Here is a 16,679-nt window from a genome sequence, read left to right as displayed (position 1 = left end):
GAAGGAATGAGCAGGTTCGCTGCCGCGGCGTTCGCCGCAATCATGATGGCCGGTGCCGCGCAGGCTGCCGATCTGTCACCGATCGATATCGTCACGCGTCACAATGCAGCGGTCGCCAAATCCGATGTCGATGCGATGATGGCGGACTATGCCGATGGCGCGATCGTGCTGGAAGCCGGCAAGACGATCCAGGGGAAGCCCGCAATCCGCGCGTTGTTCGCGGGCATGTTCCCCAAGCCGGCGCCCGGCGCCGCCCCGACCGGTGCCGCCGCCATGACGGTCACGCGCAAATGGGCCGAAGGCAATGTCGGCTTCTACACGTGGGAGATGGGCGCGGTGCACGGCACCGACGAATTCGTCGTGCGCAACGGCAAGATCGAGGTCCAGTCGGTATTCATCGGCGGAGGACCAGCGAAGTAGGAAGGGCGACCATCAGATCGCCGCGCCCGACTGAGCGGAAGCGTCTAACTCGCCGGAAAACAGGCGGTCGAAACCAGCTGCGACGGCGCCACGCTCTGCGGCAACAGGTTCATCGCACCCTTCTTGTAGGTCATCGTGATGGTCGCCTGCGCCATGTTCGACTGGCCGTTGCAGCTGGTCGATTGCACCACCGTGACATTGCTCGACGTGAGCGGGAGCATCGATCGCTGCAACCCGCGCGTAGCGGCCCAGCTTTGCGTCGCCGAGACGGTGGTACAGCTCGGCGCCTTGATTCCCGCGCAGCGGGCGGTGGCGACCGCAAGCTCGTTCATTGCCTGCTTCGTGAAGATCATCCGGCCGCCGTCGAGGATCAGGAACAGCACCATCAGGAAGACCGGCGCGACCAGCGCGAATTCGAGCGCTGTCGAGCCTGCCTCGTGGCGCGCAAGGCCAGTCATTGCAGGCGCACCACCGCCGATTGGGTAATCGTGCTGCCGCCGAGATATTTATCCGGCACGATCATCGACGGATAGACCGCCGCCGCGACGATCTTCAGATAATTGCCCGAAATCGCCCCGGAACTGCATGCGGCATTACACGACGCCGCGATGGTGAAGCCCCCGGTCGAGGTAAGGCAACTGCACTTGCCGTCGCCGCAGGTGGTCGTGCCGTTGCACGTGATCGTTACCGTCGGCGTCTTGATCGTCTTCGCCGCCGTCTGGACATAAGAGCTTATGACCGAGGTGCTGGTGCCGACCTGCGTGTTGTACGCCAGGATCGCGGCCTGCGCGACAGCGCCGCCGAGCCGCAGCTTCTGTTGGGCATAAAGCCCGAAATCGAGCCCCACCATGATGACGACGAACATGAACAACGATGCGAGCGCGAACTCGACCGCGGCCACGCCGCCCTGTTCGGAGCGAAGCTGTTTCAAACGTCTCATTGCAATAGCCTTACCGTTCCCGTGGTCGCCCCGGGGGCCTGGCTCGAGCAGCCAGCGGTGTTGACCGTGCCGGATCCTGTCACCGTGATCGTGTTGACGACCAGCATCATGCACGCCGATCCGTTGCTGGAAATGGACGACCCGCCCGACGAAGAGAAATTCGAATAAGGCGCGTAGATCAGCCCCGATGCCTTGCCGACCGCACCCGCGCTGATCGACGTACCCGATGTGGTCTTGGTCAGGAACAATATGTCCTGGATGCCGTAGCCGTTCGAGGTCGACGGCGCCGCCAAATCGAACTGCGATCCGCCCGCGAAGTTGAGGGTCCCGCCCATGGCAAAGGTGACGTCGACGCCGTTCATCGAGTCGCTGCCGCTACCGGTCGTGTTCTGGAAATTGCCCTTGATGATATAGAGTCCCGATCCGAAGATGACGCCGGCCGTCGCGATCAGGTCGCCATTGATGACGTGCAGGATCGACTTGGGAAAGACGACGAGGCTGCCGCCGCCCTGGACATTCACCGATCCGTTGGCACTGAATGTCCCGGCCGCCGCGGTCGGGGTTGAGCAGTCCGAGGTAAAGCACACTTTGCTGCCACCGCCGACGACGATGGCATTGCCCGCACCGTCATTGCCGATCGTCACGGTGTCGTTGGTGCTCGTGCCCACCTTGAGCCAGGCGCCGCCCGATACGTTGATGCCACCGACCACCAGAAAATTACCCGATCCCATTTGCAGGAACTTGCCGCCGCCGATCGCCAGGGTGCCGAAGCTGTGCGCGCCGTTGCCCATCGTCACGATGGTATTGCCATTGACCGTGAAGGTACCGGTGATGCCGATATCGCCATCGCCGAAGGTCAACGCCTGACCGCTCATATTGAGATTACGGAACGTCAAGGTCGAGCCGGTGGCGAAAACCACCGAGCAACCGCCGCCGATCGAAAGATCGCGGATCGTGTAGGTGCCAGCGGGAATCGTGTAGGTACAGCTGTAATCGCTATTCTCGTAGTTGCTGATCCCGCCCTGGTTGCGCGGCGTGTAGCCCGTCGACCAATCGGTCGTACTATTGTTGGACAACGCGGCCGGCACGACCAAAGGCGAAGTGCAACCGGTGTTGCCACCAGCATAGTCAGGATCGCTGTAACCCGTGAGTTTGTTGACATAACACAAAGCCGTCTGGGCGGCGGTATTGGGCTTCACGAAATCGCTCGCGCCATTCGCCTTCAGCGTCCAGTTGCGCGCGGTCGGGGTGGTGGTAACGGCGTTCTGATTATAGGCGGCAGCCGGATCGTTGATCGCCTGGGCAGTGATCGACTTGGCGGTCACCTTGGCGCTGCTATTGTCGGAAACGATCGTGCCGTTGGTGACGAGCGCGCAACCGCTTGCACTGATGCTGGCCCCGCCCGAAGCCGACACGGCGGTCGATGAATTGCTCAGCGCGGTGATGCACCCGGTCGTGTTGGTGGTAAGGAGCGATGCAACCGCGATCGTGGTGACGTTGTAAGAGGCCGCGCTGGTCAGCACCGAAGCTATCCTGATCGGCACCGCCGTCGTGATCGATACCTGTATGCCATCGACGCCGCCGACGGAGACCTGGCTGACAATTGGGGTAATCGACAATCCATTGGCGACGACGACATCATTGGCGGTGTTCTGCGCGACCGCGAGCAACTGGCTGGTCTTGTAGGCGATTGCGGCGGCGAGCGCGGCCACATCGGCGACCCGCTGATTGCGGACCTTGGCCGCAAAGCCGTTGCCGATCTCGACCGCGAGACCGGTCATGCCGAGCAGCGAGACCAACGCCAGCGCGCTTATCGCGATGACCGATCCCTCGCGCGCTTTCAGCAGTCGTCTGAACCAATCCACCTACGCCCGCCTCTGCCCGATAAGGCGGCATAGCCACGCGAGGTAAAATGCCCGCTAACCTACAGGGTTAAAAAGTATTGGCTTCAGGCGAGTAGGCCTTCCTGCAGGCGCACCACGCGATCCATCCGGCCGGCCAACCTCTCGTTATGGGTTGCGACGAGAGCCGCAGCCCCCTCCCCGCGCACCAGCCGCAGGAATTCCGCCAGCACCCGATCGGCCGTGGTTTCGTCCAGGTTGCCGGTGGGTTCGTCCGCCAGGACAAGCGCCGGACGATTGGCCAGCGCGCGCGCCACCGCGACTTGTTGCTGTTCGCCGCCCGAAAGCTGCGCGGGGCGATGCTCGAGCCGCTCGCCCAGCCCCAAGGCACCGAGCAGGCTCCGCGCGCGCGCCATCGCGGCGTCACTGCCGGCGCCCCGGATGATTTGGGGCAAGAGCACATTCTCCTCCGCGGTGAAATCGGGAAGAAGGTGGTGGAATTGGTAGACGAAGCCCAGAGCCTCACGCCGGATACGTGTGCGACCATCATCGTCGAGGGTCGCGGCCTCTTGGCCCGCAATGCGGATGCTGCCCTCGAATCCGCCCTCGAGCAGGCCCACCGCCTGCAGCAAGGTCGACTTGCCCGACCCCGATGGGCCGAGCAGTGCGACGATCTCGCCCGCGCGGACGGTCAGGTCGATCCCGCGCAATACCTCAATCGTGCGCGAGCCTTGCGTGAAGGCGCGGCGCAGGCCGGTGACGACGATCGGATCACTCATAGCGCAGCACCTGGACGGGATCGGTGCGCGCCGCGCGGAACGCCGGATAGAGGGTGAAGAGCAGCGACAGGACCATCGTCATGATCACGATCGAGATCACCTCGATCGGATCGGTGCGTGCCGGCAGCTCGGTGAGGAAACGGATCGATGGATCCCACAAATTCTGGCCGGTCATATATTGCACCGCGTTCACGACGCTCTGGCGGAAGAACAGGAAGATCGCGCCGAGCGCCAGCCCCATCACCGTACCGAGCCCGCCGATCGTCAGCCCGACCGTGACGAAGATCCGCACCAGCGCCCCGCGCGTCGCGCCCATCGTGCGCAGGATAGCGATGTCGCGTGTCTTGGCGCGTACCAGCATCACCAGCGAGGACAGGATGTTGAAGGCGGCGACGATGATGATGATCGAGAGCACGATGAACATCATCACCCGCTCGATCTGCAGCGCCTCGAACAAGGAAGAATTCAGCTGCCGCCAGTCCTGGATCACGGCGTCGCCGCGCACCTTGGGCACCAGGGGCGCGAGGATTGCGCCGACCCGATCGGCATTGACCGTCTGCACCTCGATCATGCCGACGGCATCGCCCAGCATCAGGAGCGTCTGCGCATCGGGGATCGGCATGACGACGAAGGCATTGTCGTAGTCGTAGACGCCGACCTCGAAGATTGCGGCGATCCGGTAGGAGACAATGCGTGGCATCGTTCCAAACGGCGTCGATTGGCCGGCCGGGCTGATCAGGCTGATCTGGCTGCCGACGTTGGCGCCCAGCGCCTCGGCGAGTCGTGCGCCGATGGCGACGTTGCCCGATCCCGGCGTCACCTCGGCGATATTCCCCATGATGACCTTGCCGCCGATGGTGCGGCCCAAGATGTCGGTCTGGGTCATCCCGCGCACCAGCGCGCCCTCGACGCGTCCATTGGTGCTCGACATCAGGGGCTGCTCGATCAGCGGCGTGGCAGAGATGACCCCCGGCGTCGCCCTGGCTTCGGCGGCGATGCGGCGCCAATCGGGAAGGCGGTTATTATAGCCCTGGATCACGGCATGGCCGTTGAGCGCGGTGATCTTGTCGAACAATTCGGCACGGAAGCCGTTCATCACGCTCATCACGATCACCAGCGCGGCGACGCCGAGCGTCACGCCGAGCAAGGAGAAGCTCGCGACGATCGCAATGATCCCCTCGCCCTTGCCCGGCCAGAGATAGCGCCGTGCGACCATGCGTTCGTAGCGGGTGATCATAAAGTGTCTTCCGTCATCCCAGCGAAGGCTGGAATCTCAGGAGCATATGAGCGCCCGCGACACGCACGAGACCCGAGCCTTCGCCGGCATGAAGGCAAGGAAGTGGCTTTCACCCCTTCACCTTCGCCACAGCCTCGTCTGGCGACAACTCGACCCGATCGCCCGTCGCGCGGCGCTTCAACTCGACCACGCCTTTCTCCAGCCCCTTGGGCCCAATGATAATCTGCCAGGGTAGCCCGATCAGATCCATCGTCGCGAACTTGGCGCCTCCGCGCTCATCGCGATCGTCGTAGAGCACCTCGACGCCGGCATCCTGCAACTGCTTGTACAAGGCATCCGCCGCAGCACTGCACGCGGCATCGTCGGCGCGCATGTTGATCAGGCCGACCGCGAAGGGCGCAACCGAATCGGGCCAGATGATGCCGCGATCGTCATGGCTCGCCTCGATGATCGCGCCCATCATGCGCGACACGCCAATGCCGTAGCTGCCCATGTGCGGGATCACATCCGATCCGTCCGACGCCTGGATCTTGAGGCCCATCGAGGCCGAATATTTGGTGCCGAAATAGAAGATGTGGCCGACCTCGACGCCGCGCGACTGACGCAGCTCCGCGCCCGCCTCGGCCTCGCGCGCTTCGTCGCGCTTCTCGTCGGTCGCGGCATAATCGGCGGTGTAGGTGTCGACGATCGTCTGCAGCCCGTCGACATCGTCGAAATCGACGCTCGAAAGCTCGGCCGGGCGCTCCCAATTGCTGTGGTAGAAGACGTCGCTCTCGCCGGTGGGCGCCAGCACGATGAATTCGTGACTCAGGTCGCCGCCGATCGGGCCGGTGTCGGCCTGCATCGGGATGGCGCGCAGCCCCATCCGCGCGAACGTGTTGAGATAGGACACAAACATGCGGTTGTAGCTGTGGCGCGCGCCGGCCTCGTCGAGATCGAACGAGTAAGCATCCTTCATCAGGAATTCACGGCCGCGCATCACGCCGAAGCGCGGACGCACCTCGTCGCGGAACTTCCACTGGATGTGGTAGAGCGTGCGCGGCAGATCGCGATAGGAGCGTGCGGCATCGCGGAAGATCGAGGTGATCATCTCCTCGTTGGTCGGCCCGTACAGCATCTCGCGCTCATGGCGATCGGTGATGCGCAGCATCTCCGGCCCGTAGGCGTCGTAGCGGCCCGACTGCCGCCAGAGATCTGCCGACTGAAGGGTCGGCATCAGCAACTCGATCGCGCCGGCGCGATCCTGCTCCTCGCGCACGATCTGCGCGATCCGCTGGAGGACGCGGTTGCCCAGCGGCAGCCAGGCGTAGATGCCGGCGGCGGTCTGGCGCACCAGGCCCGCGCGCAGCATCAGCTTGTGGCTGACGATCTGCGCGTCGGCGGGCGATTCCTTCATGACGGGGAGGAAGTAGCGAGAAAGGCGCATGGGGCTCCGGGCCGGCTGTGTGGGCGGGCTGCTTACGGCTTGAGGCGGCCAAGGGCAATGACGGCGCGGCGTTGACCGCGTCGCCAAGGGCGTGGAGAGAGCGAAGAATGGCCGATATCGGAGCGATCGTTCGCGAGATTGCGGAGGAAATGGCGGCGGCCCCCGATCGCGGGCGCGTCGCCGATTATATTGCGCCGCTCGCCGCGATCGATCCCGGCAAGTTCGGCATCGCGGTGATCGAGGCCGACGGGACTTGCCATGCGGCGGGCGATGCCGACGAGCCCTTCTCGATCCAGAGCATCTGCAAGGTCTTCACCCTCACCATGGCACTCGGCAAGGTCGGCGATGCGCTGTGGCAGCGCGTCGGGCGCGAGCCTTCGGGCAGTGCATTCAACTCGATCGTCCAGCTCGAGACCGAGGCGGGCATTCCGCGCAACCCCTTCATCAATGCCGGCGCGATCGTGGTGTCGGACGTGCTGCTCGGCGGGCTCGAGCCGCGCGAGGTGCTGGGCGAGTTCCTGCGCTTCATGCGCAGCCTGACCGGCGACGACACGATCGTCATGGACGAGATCGTCGCCCGCGCCGAGCAGGCGACCGGATTCCGCAACGCGGCGCTCGCCAATTACATGAAGGCGTTCGGCAACCTCACCAACCCGGTCGATCGCGTGCTGGGCGTCTATATCCATCAATGCGCGGTGGCGATGAGCTGTCGCCAATTGGCATTAGCAGGGCGCTTCCTGATGGCCCGCGGGCGCAATCCGGCGACGGGCGGCGGCGTGGTCTCGCCGGGTCGGGCGCGGCGCATCAATGCACTCATGATGACCTGCGGCCATTACGACGGATCGGGGGAGTTTGCGTTCCGGGTCGGGCTGCCGGGCAAGTCCGGGGTCGGCGGCGGAATACTGGCGGTGGCGCCGGGCCGGGCGTCGATCTGCGCGTGGGCCCCGGGGCTGAACGAGCGGGGGAATTCGCAACTGGGGAGTGTCGCGCTGGAGCGGCTGGCGCAGCGGACCGGGTGGTCGGTGTTCGATCCGGTTGGTGGCTGAGACTCGTCACCCTGAACTTGTTTCAGGGTGACGAGCAAATTTACGCCTTCTTCGCCGCAACCTTTTTCGCCGGCGCCTTCTTGGCAGGCGCTTTCGCCGCCGCCTTGCGCACCGGCTTCTTCTTGCCCTTCGCCGGCCCCTTTGCCGCTCGCTCCGCCAGCAAGGTCAGCGCCTGCTCGTTGGTGAGCGTCGCCGGATCGGTATCCTTGGGCAAAGTCGCGTTGGTCTCGCCATCGGTCACATACGCCCCGAACCGCCCCGCCAGCAGCTTGACCGGCTTGCCGGTCACCGGGCTCTCCGGGAAGGTCTGGATCGGCTCGCTCGACGCGCGGGCCGCACGCCCGCCTCCGTTGGCGGCATCGGCCAGTCGCGCGACCGCAGCGTTCATGCCGGTCTCGAACACCTCCGCGGTCGTCTGCAGCCGCGCATATTTGCCGTCATGCGCCAGATAGGGGCCATAACGCCCGATGCTTGCTGTGATCGGCTTGCCGCTCTCCGGATGCGCACCGATCTCGCGCGGCAGCGACAACAGGCGCAACGCCATCGTCAGGTCGACCTCGGGCACGTCCTTCGGGATCGACGAGCGCTTGGCATCCTTGCCCTCACCGAGCTGGATATAGGGGCCGAACCGACCCGACCGGCGCGTCACCATCTCGCCGCTGACCGGATCGACACCCATTTCGACCGGGCCGGTATCGTTGGCGGCTTCCTCGCTACCGCCCTGCGCGAAGCGGCGGGTATATTTGCAGTCGGGGTAATTGGAACAGGCGACGAACGCGCCGAACTTGCCGCCGCGCAGCGCGAGCTGCCCCAGGCCGCAACTGGGGCAAAGCCGCGGATCGCTGCCGTCGGCTTTCTCCGGGAAGAGATAGGGCGCGAGGAAGATATCGAGCGCGGCAGTCACCTCGCTCGGCTTCTGCTCCATCACCTCGGCGGTCTTGGGTTTGAAGTCGCGCCAGAAATCGCTGAGCACGGTCTGCCACTGGGCACGACCGCCCGAGACATCGTCGAGCTCCTCCTCCAGCTCGGCGGTAAAATCGTAGGAGACGTATTTCTCGAAGAACCGCTCGAGAAAGCTCGTCAGCAGCCGCCCGCTCTCGCTCGGCGTAAAGCAATTCTTCTCGAGCACGACATAGTCGCGATCCTTGAGCGTCTGCAGCGTCGCGGCGTAGGTCGACGGCCGGCCGATGCCGAGCTCCTCCATCCGTTTGACCAGACTGGCTTCCGAATAACGCGGTGGCGGCTGGGTAAAATGCTGCTCGGCCGCCACCGACTTCTTCGCCGGTGCATCGCCCTCGTTCATACGCGGCAGGCGCTTGCTCTCCTCATCCTCGACATCGTCGCGACCTTCTTCGTAGAGCGCGAGGTAACCGGGGAAGAGCACGACCTGGCCGGTCGCACGCAAGGCATGCTGGCCGGTCCCGTCGGTGAGCTCGACCGTGGTGCGCTCCAGCCGGGCCGACGCCATCTGGCTCGCCAGCGCGCGCTTCCACACCAATTCGTACAGGCGAGCGTGATCGCCCGAACCAAGCTTGTCGCGGCCGAAATCGGTCGGCCGGATCGCCTCGTGCGCTTCCTGCGCATTCTTGGCTTTGACCGTGTATTGGCGCGGCTTGTCGGGAACGTAACCCCCGTCATAGCGCTCGACGATGGCATGGCGCGCGGCCGAGATGGCACTGCCGTCCATCTGAACGCCGTCCGTCCGCATGTAGGTGATCGCACCCTGCTCGTAGAGATCCTGCGCAACCCGCATCGTATGGCTGGCGGAGAAACCGAGCTTGCGCGCCGCCTCCTGCTGCAGGGTCGACGTGGTGAAGGGCGGCGGAGGATTGCGGGTGAGCGGACGCGTCTCGACGCTCGCGACCGAGAAACGGCCCGCCTCGACGTCGGCCTTGGCCGCCGCTGCATCGCCGCCGTTGCCGAGCGTCAACCGCTCGATCTTGTTGCCCTTCCAGCGGACCAGGCGTGCCAGGAACGGCACACCATCCTGCTCCATCGACGCGACGACCGACCAATATTCCTGCGCGCGGAACAGTTCGATCTCCCGCTCGCGATCGACCACCAGGCGCAAGGCCACCGATTGCACGCGCCCGGCCGATTTGGCGCCGGGCAGCTTGCGCCACAGCACCGGCGACAGCGTGAAGCCGACCAGATAATCGAGCGCGCGGCGTGCACGGTAAGCGTCGATCAGATCCTCGTCGAGCGCACGCGGATGCGCCATCGCATCGAGTACGGCGGGCTCGGTGATCGCGTTGAAGGTGACACGCTGCACATCCTTGGGCAGCGCACGTCGCTTCTTGAGCACCTCCTGCACATGCCAGCTGATCGCCTCGCCCTCGCGGTCAGGGTCGGTCGCGAGGATCAGCGTGTCGGCTGTCTTGGCCTCGTCGGTGATCGCCTTCAGCTGCCGGGTCTTGTCGGCATAGGCCTCCCATTCCATGGCGAAGCCATTGTCGGGATCGACCGAGCCATCCTTGGCGGGCAGATCGCGGACGTGACCATAGGATGCGAGCACGCGATGGCCCGGTCCGAGATATTTCTCGATGGTCTTGGCCTTGGCCGGAGATTCGACGACGACGAGTTTCATAGGGCTACAATGTTGTCCTTACGTGTACGCGCGAGGGTGGAGAGCAAAGGCAGGGGGCGTCAAGCGTGGTTGTGTGACGTTTCGAAGCAATGCCCCTAGCGAAGACTGACCCGCCCGCCCGCGTGCCGGTCGATTCTTCCCGCCAGTTCGAGTTCCAGCAATACCGTCTGCACCAATGCGGAAGGCATACCCGACTGGCGGATCACTTCGTCCGTCGCGACCGCACTCTGACTGAGCAGCTCCACCACCGCCCGGCGATCGCGATCGCTGGCGTCGCCGGTGCCGACCGGCCCCTCGAAGCCGATCTTGGGCGCGGCAACCCGATCGCGGCCGAACGGACGTAGGGTTTCGATCACGTCGGCGGCGGACTGGATCAAGGTGGCGCCGTCGCGGATCAGCAGATTGCAGCCTTGCGCGCGGGGATCGAGCGGCGAGCCCGGCACCGCCATCACGTCGCGTCCATATTCCGCCGCCAGCCGGGCCGTGATCAGCGATCCGGATTTGGGTGCAGCCTCGACCACCACCGTGCCCTGCCCCATCCCGGCGATGATCCGGTTGCGATAGGGAAAGTGGCGTGCGCGTGGCTCGGTGCCCGGCGGCTGTTCGGCCACGAGCAGCCCCCGATGCGCGATCGCACGCTGCAACCGATCATTTTCAGGCGGGTAGACGATATCGATCCCGCCAGCGATGACACCGATCGTCGCACGATCGAGCGATCCGTCATGCGCCGCGGTATCGATGCCGCGCGCGAGACCGGAAACGACGACGAGCCCGTGCTCGACCAAATCATGCGCAAGCATGCGGGCGAAGCGGACCGCTGCGGCCGAAGCGTTGCGCGCACCGACCATCGCGACGCAAGGCCGGTTGGCAAGCGCGACATCGCCCGCCACGATCAGCGCAGGCGGCGCCGTATCCACCTCTGCCAGCAGGGCGGGATAATCGGGATCCCCGCAAATAAGGTAGCGCGCGCCCAGCGAGGCGACCGTCTCGGCCTCGCGCTCGATCTCCGCCGGGCTCGGAATGCGCGGAAGGGTGCCCCCTCCTCTGCGGGCCAGATCCGGTATGGCGTCGAGCGCGGACTGTGCCGAGCCGAAGCGCTGGAGCAACTGGAAATAGCTGATCGGCCCGATCGAGCGGGTCCGGATCAGCCGCAGGCGCGCCAGCGTATCGGCGCTCAAGGCGGCGCCGTCAGCCAGCGTTCTTTCGTCCGATGCGCGGCTCGGTGCCCTGGAGCAGCCGTGCGATATTTTCGCGGTGCTTCCACAGCACCATCAAAGCGAAGGCGAGGAAATAGATGGAAAGGTCGAAACGGGAAAAGAAAGCCGCAGCGATCGCAGCCGAGATGGCCGCGCTCATGCCGCCGACCGAAGAGATGCGCGTGATGGCGGTCGCCAGCAGCCACACGGCAAGCGCGATCAGGCCGGTCGGCCAATGCAGCGCCAGCGCGATTCCCAGCAAGGTCGCGACGCCCTTGCCACCCTTGAAGCCCAGCCAGACCGGAAACAGATGCCCGCAAAACGCACCCACTGCCGCCAGCACTCCAAGGCTCGGCGCGACGGCTTCGGCGATCAGCACCGCTACGGCGCCCTTGCCGCCATCGAGAAGCAACGTCAGCGCTGCCAGCCCCTTGCGCCCGGTGCGCAGCACGTTCGTGGCGCCGATATTGCCCGAGCCGATCGTGCGCGGATCCACCCCGCCCGCCACTTTCGTGACGATCACGCCAAATGGTATCGATCCGAGCAGATAGCCGCCCAGCAACACCAGAGCAGGCACCGTCCAGCCGTCCACGCATCTCCCCCGTTCAACGCGGCCAGAGATAGGGGAGCGTGGGGCGAATGCCAACCGGTCTCGGTCAGCAATCGGAACAAAATAGAAACGGGCCGGCTCCCGAGGGAACCGGCCCGTCTCGTCACGCCCTTGGGACGGGATCCTGAATACTATCGAATTCGATCAGATCTTGTCGCCGAGCGCGCCCTTGACCGAGCCGGCGCCCTTCTGAAGGTCGCCCTTGGCTTCCTGCACGTCGCCTTCAGCGGTAACGTCGGGGCGGTCGGTCGCTTCGCCGATCGCACGCTTGGCCTTGCCGATCGCCTCGTTCGTGTGGCCCTTCACCTTGTCGACGAATTCGCCCATAATCTCTACTCCTTACACGCCCGCAGCGAGGGGCGCGGGCTCTGCCTAACAGCGCGTGAAGCAAGGAAATTGTTCCAAAGCCAGCGTGCTATTCCATCGCCATCGCATGGCCCGCCTCTTCCGGCGTGGCCTGCCTGGTCGGGGCCGTACGGAGAAACAGGATCAAAGGGGCCGCGATCAAACAGAACCAGAACATCACGGTGAAGGCGTCGATATAGGCGATCATCGTCGCCTGACGGTTCACTTCGCCATCGACCATCAGCATTGCCGATCCGGGCGCCATCCCCGATGCCGCCCTCATTGCAGGCCCGAGCAAGGCCGAAGCACCGAGCGTAATATGCTGCGCAAGATCGGCATGGGAAATCTGGACCTGACGTGCGACCAGGCTCGACATGAGCGAAATCGCGATCGATCCGCTGAGCGAGCGTGCGAGGCTGTAAAGTCCGGCTCCCTGCGTACGATAATGCGGATCAAGCGTGCCGAACGCCATCAGATTTAGCGGCAGGAACACGCAACCGAAGCCGAATCCCTGGACGATGCCGCTGATCACGATCAGCCGTCCGCTCATATCGAGGGTCGCACCCATCATCATGTGCATCGATATGGCGGTGAGGATCATGCCGAACAGGATGATCGCGCGCCGATCGACCATGCGCGCGAGTCGGCCGCCGAACAGCATAGACGCCGCCATCGCGACGCCACGCGGCATCGTCACCAACCCCGCGCCATAAGCATCATAACCCATCAGGCTCTGCAATAGCTGGGGGATCAGGGCCGAGGAGGCCATCACCAGCCCCACGACCATCAGGATGAAGAGGCAGGAGATGACCAGATTGCGATCGCGAAAGATCGCGACCGGCAGCAAGGGATCGGGCGTGGTCAAAGTGTGGATCAGAAAGGCGGCACCGCCGGTGAACGCCAAAGCCGCCTCGACGATCGTCTCGGTCGATTCGAACCAGTCATTCTGCTGACCGCGATCGAGCATCAGCTGAAACGATGCGATCGCGATGAACAGGAAACCGAAGCCGGTCATGTCGAAGCGACTCGCCACGATCGGCGCGCGCGGCATGAAGATCAGCAGGCCGATCAGCGCTAGCACACCGATCGGCACGTTGATCATGAACACCCAGCGCCAGTCGAACGTGTCGGTCAGCCAGCCACCGAGCACCGGCCCCATCACCGGCGCGACCATCGCTGCCAGTCCCCAGATCGTCATCGCCTGCGGATGGCGCGATTTGGGGTTGATATCGAGCATCAGCGCCTGGCCGGCGGGGATGATGAACGCGCCGAACGTGCCTTGAAGCAGGCGTGCACCAACCATCATCGGCAGCGATATCGAAACCGCGCACAAAGCGGAGGCGGCGGTGAAGCCGGCGACCGTCATGATCATCAGGTTGCGCCGGCCCATCTTGTCGGAAAGCCAGCCCGTGACCGGTGTCGCGACCGCCGAAGCGACGATATAGGAGGTCAGCACCCAGCTGATCGTGTCGGGGGCGGCGCCCAGCGAGCCCTGCATGTGCGGCAGGGCCACATTGGCAATCGTCTGATCGAGCACCTGCATCACGGTCGCCGCGATCACCAGCGTCATCAGGATGTTGCGCCGCGCGGCGTCGACAGGAAGCGCCGCGACGTCGGAGGGAGTCGCGGCCGGATGCGGTGAAGCCATGACCCCGGATAGGGCCTTGCGACCGCGCTGACTATCGGGCGTCTTCCGTCATCCTGAACATGTTTCAGGGCCCACCAACCCTGCCGCGTCGTCCGTGCGAAGGTCAGATGGGCGCCGAAACGGGTCCAGCATGACGGTTACGCATGCCTCAGCGCGCAGTCCTACAGCGCGACATAGCGATCGTTATCGACGAACCCCATCTTGTTGACATGGGCGCGCTTGGCCACGGCGAGCACCTGATCGACCACCTCGTAGCGCGCGTCGGCGGTAGGACGGACGTGCAGCTCCGGGATCGAAGCCATCGCCTGCGTCTGTTCGAGATATTGGCGGAGCACGGTCAGGTTCACCGGCGCACCGTTCCAGCGGATCGTGCCGCCATGATCGACCGAAACTTCGTTCTTGACCGCATCGACCTGTTTGGAAGGCACCTGCGGCACATCGACCTGAACCTTGTGGCTCTGCAGTGGGATGGTGATGATAAACATGATCAGCAGCACCAGCATCACGTCGATCAGCGGCGTCGTGTTGATGTCCATCATCGGGCGTGCGGCAGCGTCGTTCGATCCCATGGCCATGTCTCGCTCCTCTCCATCCCGGTAGTCGCGCCACCGCGGTTATGTAATAGTATAACACTACTCATATTGTGCAAGAAGTGGATTCGCACCGGCCTGCACCGCGGAGAATTCACTTCGGATCGGAATAGTCACAAACGAAAAGAGGCGAGCCCGAAAGCCCGCCTCTCCTCTGCACCTCTGCAATGACGCCGGTCTTACAGTCCGGCGTAAGCCTCGTTGTTGACGAAGCCCATCTTGGTCACGTTCGCGTGCTTGGTCACCGCGAGAACCTGATCGACCACCTCGTAGCGCGCATCCGGCTGAGGGCGCAGATGCAGCTCGGGGATCGGGTTCATGGTCTGGGTCTGGTCGAGATACTGGCGCAGCACCGTCAAGTTGATCGGCGAGCCGTTCCAGAAGATCGTGCCGGTGCGGTCGATCACGACCTCGTTCTTGACGGGCAGGATCGGTGGCGGCGGCTGGTTGGGCTGGTTCTGCGGAAGATCCAGCTTCACCGCGTGCGTCTGCACCGGGATGGTGATGATGAACATGATGAGCAGCACCAGCATGACGTCGATCAACGGCGTCGTGTTGATGTCCATCATCGGCTCGCCTTCGGCGCCGCCTGAGCTCATTGCCATTGCGGTTTACTCCTCGACGACGTGATAGGTGCCCGGATCGGGCTGCGAAATGAAGCCGACGCGGGCGAAGCCGGCGCGGGCCACGTTCGCCATCGCACCACCAACGCAACGCCATGGCGTGTCGACGTCGGCACGGATGTGCACCTCGGGCAGTTCCAGGCCAGGTGCGGTCGGACCACCCTGCTTGGCGATCTCGAACTTCAACTTGGCCACCGAGCGATCGACCAGCTCCTGCGCCGTGACCCGGGTCTGACCCCAGAAGACCTGGCAATTGCCGGCCTTGTCGCCACGAATTGAGAGCACGACGTTCTCGGGCTTGCTGGTGGTCGGCTCGTAGACGACCTTGGGAAGGCGTACCGGGACCGTCTGGATCACGACCGGGACGGTGATCAGGAAGATGATGAGCAGAACCAACATGACGTCGACGAGCGGCGTCGTGTTGATGTCCGACATCGGGGAGTCTTCTTCGGCACTGCCGACACTCATCGCCATACGACGGAAATCCTATCTTGTTCGTCAGGCCGGCTACCGGAGCAGCACAACCATCGTCCGAAGCGGCGGGCGACCGGCAGGCCGCCCGCGCGCCCGATTATGCCTTCGGGGTGGTGGCAGCGACCTTGACGGCCGGAGCCGGAGCCGTCTTCACCGCGACCAGCGTTGGCCTCACGGCGCCGTTCGACACCATGTAACCATGCAGGTCGGTCGAGAAGGTGCCGAGCTGCTCGGCGACCACCTTGTTGCGGCGAACGAGCCAGTTGTAGCCCATAACCGCAGGCACGGCGACGACCAGACCGACGGCGGTCATGATCAGAGCCTCACCGACCGGACCGGCGACGGCGTCGATCGAAGCCTGACCGGCGGCGCCGATCTTGATGAGTGCGCGGTAAATACCGATCACGGTGCCGAGCAGACCAACGAACGGCGCGGTCGAGCCGACGGTCGCGAGGACCGAGAGACCGGTGCCGAGCTTGCTGTTGATCGCCTGCTGGCTGCGCGACAGGCTGCCGAGGAGCCACTCATGCTGGTCGACCGGATCGATCAGCTTGGTGTGCTGCTCCTGAGCGAGCAGGCCGTCGTCGACGATCTGGCGATAGGCCGAGTTCTTCTCGAGCTTGTTGGCACCGTCACGGGCCGATGCGGCGGTCCAGAACGTGGTGCGGGTGCGCTTGGCCTGGTTCAGGATCTTCTGCTGCTCGAACAGCTTCGTGAACATGATGTACCAGGACGCGACCGACATGATCACGAGGATCGTGAAGATCGTCTGTGCGATGAGACCGCCCTGATGGAGCGCGGCCATCAGGCCATACGGGTTCGAATTTCCGGCGGCAGCGCCAGCAGCTGGAGTGGTCATGAGCGGACTATTCCTTGATTACCTGTAGGTTGCAGAGGGGAGCCGCCGTCCTCCCCGG

General features: G+C 64.4%; 17 protein-coding genes. 2 read left to right on the top strand and 15 right to left on the bottom strand.

What is annotated here, in order from left to right:
• Nucleotides 1-6: 6 nt before the first annotated feature.
• Nucleotides 7-420 (top strand): nuclear transport factor 2 family protein, encoded by a 414-nt coding sequence (locus tag AB4Z44_RS05920; protein WP_404713138.1) that lies wholly within the window; start codon nt 7-9, stop codon nt 418-420.
• Nucleotides 421-464: 44 nt separating this feature from the next.
• Here AB4Z44_RS05920 and AB4Z44_RS05915 read toward each other — a convergent pair whose 3' ends face one another.
• The 6 genes from AB4Z44_RS05915 to proS all read right to left on the bottom strand — a co-directional run bounded on the left by AB4Z44_RS05915 (nt 465) and on the right by proS (nt 6,643).
• Nucleotides 465-878, bottom strand: coding sequence for a TadE/TadG family type IV pilus assembly protein (locus AB4Z44_RS05915; protein WP_404713137.1), 414 nt, complete (start codon nt 876-878; stop codon nt 465-467).
• Nucleotides 875-1,360: a TadE/TadG family type IV pilus assembly protein gene (locus AB4Z44_RS05910; RefSeq protein ID WP_404713136.1), complete on the bottom strand. Its 486-nt coding sequence runs from the start codon at nt 1,358-1,360 to the stop codon at nt 875-877. The genes AB4Z44_RS05915 and AB4Z44_RS05910 overlap by 4 nt, the downstream gene beginning before the upstream one ends.
• Complete coding sequence (locus AB4Z44_RS05905) at nt 1,357-3,225, bottom strand: pilus assembly protein TadG-related protein (RefSeq protein WP_404713135.1); 1,869 nt, start codon at nt 3,223-3,225, stop codon at nt 1,357-1,359. The genes AB4Z44_RS05910 and AB4Z44_RS05905 overlap by 4 nt, the downstream gene beginning before the upstream one ends.
• 83 nt (nt 3,226-3,308) lie before the next feature.
• The gene (locus AB4Z44_RS05900; RefSeq protein WP_404713134.1) at nt 3,309-3,980 is read right to left on the bottom strand and encodes an ABC transporter ATP-binding protein; all 672 of its coding nucleotides are present in this window, start codon (nt 3,978-3,980) and stop codon (nt 3,309-3,311) included.
• Nucleotides 3,973-5,196 carry a lipoprotein-releasing ABC transporter permease subunit gene (locus AB4Z44_RS05895; protein WP_404714361.1) on the bottom strand — a complete coding sequence of 408 codons (1,224 nt, stop codon included), beginning with the start codon at nt 5,194-5,196 and terminating at the stop codon, nt 3,973-3,975. Before AB4Z44_RS05895 ends, AB4Z44_RS05900 begins: the two co-directional genes overlap by 8 nt.
• A 130-nt stretch (nt 5,197-5,326) precedes the next feature.
• Nucleotides 5,327-6,643, bottom strand: a complete 1,317-nt coding sequence (proS, locus tag AB4Z44_RS05890; RefSeq protein ID WP_404713133.1) for a proline--tRNA ligase — start codon at nt 6,641-6,643, stop codon at nt 5,327-5,329.
• A 107-nt stretch (nt 6,644-6,750) separates the two neighbouring features.
• Here proS and AB4Z44_RS05885 point away from each other — a divergent pair, with 107 nt between their 5' ends.
• Complete coding sequence (locus AB4Z44_RS05885) at nt 6,751-7,689, top strand: glutaminase (RefSeq protein WP_404713132.1); 939 nt, start codon at nt 6,751-6,753, stop codon at nt 7,687-7,689.
• Between the two features lie 40 nt (nt 7,690-7,729).
• On the opposite strand, the gene topA is transcribed toward AB4Z44_RS05885, so the two are convergent.
• From topA to AB4Z44_RS05840, 9 genes are all read right to left on the bottom strand, one after another.
• On the bottom strand, nt 7,730-10,276 hold the full coding sequence (topA, locus tag AB4Z44_RS05880; RefSeq protein ID WP_404713131.1) for a type I DNA topoisomerase: 2,547 nt from the start codon (nt 10,274-10,276) through the stop codon (nt 7,730-7,732).
• A 95-nt stretch (nt 10,277-10,371) separates the two neighbouring features.
• Nucleotides 10,372-11,454, bottom strand: a complete 1,083-nt coding sequence (dprA, locus tag AB4Z44_RS05875) for a DNA-processing protein DprA (RefSeq protein WP_404713130.1) — start codon at nt 11,452-11,454, stop codon at nt 10,372-10,374.
• A gap of 10 nt (nt 11,455-11,464) precedes the next feature.
• Nucleotides 11,465-12,064 (bottom strand): glycerol-3-phosphate 1-O-acyltransferase PlsY, encoded by a 600-nt coding sequence (plsY, locus tag AB4Z44_RS05870; protein WP_404713129.1) that lies wholly within the window; start codon nt 12,062-12,064, stop codon nt 11,465-11,467.
• Nucleotides 12,065-12,226: 162 nt separating this feature from the next.
• Complete coding sequence (locus AB4Z44_RS05865; RefSeq protein WP_404713128.1) at nt 12,227-12,409, bottom strand: CsbD family protein; 183 nt, start codon at nt 12,407-12,409, stop codon at nt 12,227-12,229.
• 88 nt (nt 12,410-12,497) lie between these two features.
• Nucleotides 12,498-14,075, bottom strand: a complete 1,578-nt coding sequence (locus tag AB4Z44_RS05860; RefSeq protein ID WP_404713127.1) for a DHA2 family efflux MFS transporter permease subunit — start codon at nt 14,073-14,075, stop codon at nt 12,498-12,500.
• A 161-nt stretch (nt 14,076-14,236) separates the two neighbouring features.
• The gene (locus AB4Z44_RS05855) at nt 14,237-14,650 is read right to left on the bottom strand and encodes an ExbD/TolR family protein (protein WP_404713126.1); all 414 of its coding nucleotides are present in this window, start codon (nt 14,648-14,650) and stop codon (nt 14,237-14,239) included.
• Between the two features lie 194 nt (nt 14,651-14,844).
• Nucleotides 14,845-15,270 carry an ExbD/TolR family protein gene (locus AB4Z44_RS05850; protein ID WP_404713125.1) on the bottom strand — a complete coding sequence of 142 codons (426 nt, stop codon included), beginning with the start codon at nt 15,268-15,270 and terminating at the stop codon, nt 14,845-14,847.
• Between the two features lie 6 nt (nt 15,271-15,276).
• Nucleotides 15,277-15,762, bottom strand: coding sequence for an ExbD/TolR family protein (locus tag AB4Z44_RS05845; protein ID WP_404713124.1), 486 nt, complete (start codon nt 15,760-15,762; stop codon nt 15,277-15,279).
• A gap of 97 nt (nt 15,763-15,859) precedes the next feature.
• Nucleotides 15,860-16,621, bottom strand: coding sequence for a MotA/TolQ/ExbB proton channel family protein (locus tag AB4Z44_RS05840; protein ID WP_404713123.1), 762 nt, complete (start codon nt 16,619-16,621; stop codon nt 15,860-15,862).
• Between the last annotated feature and the right edge of the window lie 58 nt (nt 16,622-16,679).

Source organism: Sphingomonas sp. MMS24-J13, assembly GCF_044905095.1.
Lineage (GTDB): Bacteria > Pseudomonadota > Alphaproteobacteria > Sphingomonadales > Sphingomonadaceae > Sphingomonas_I.
The sequence above is the reverse complement of the archived record's forward strand: the minus strand, read 5'-3'. Positions and strand labels throughout refer to the sequence as shown.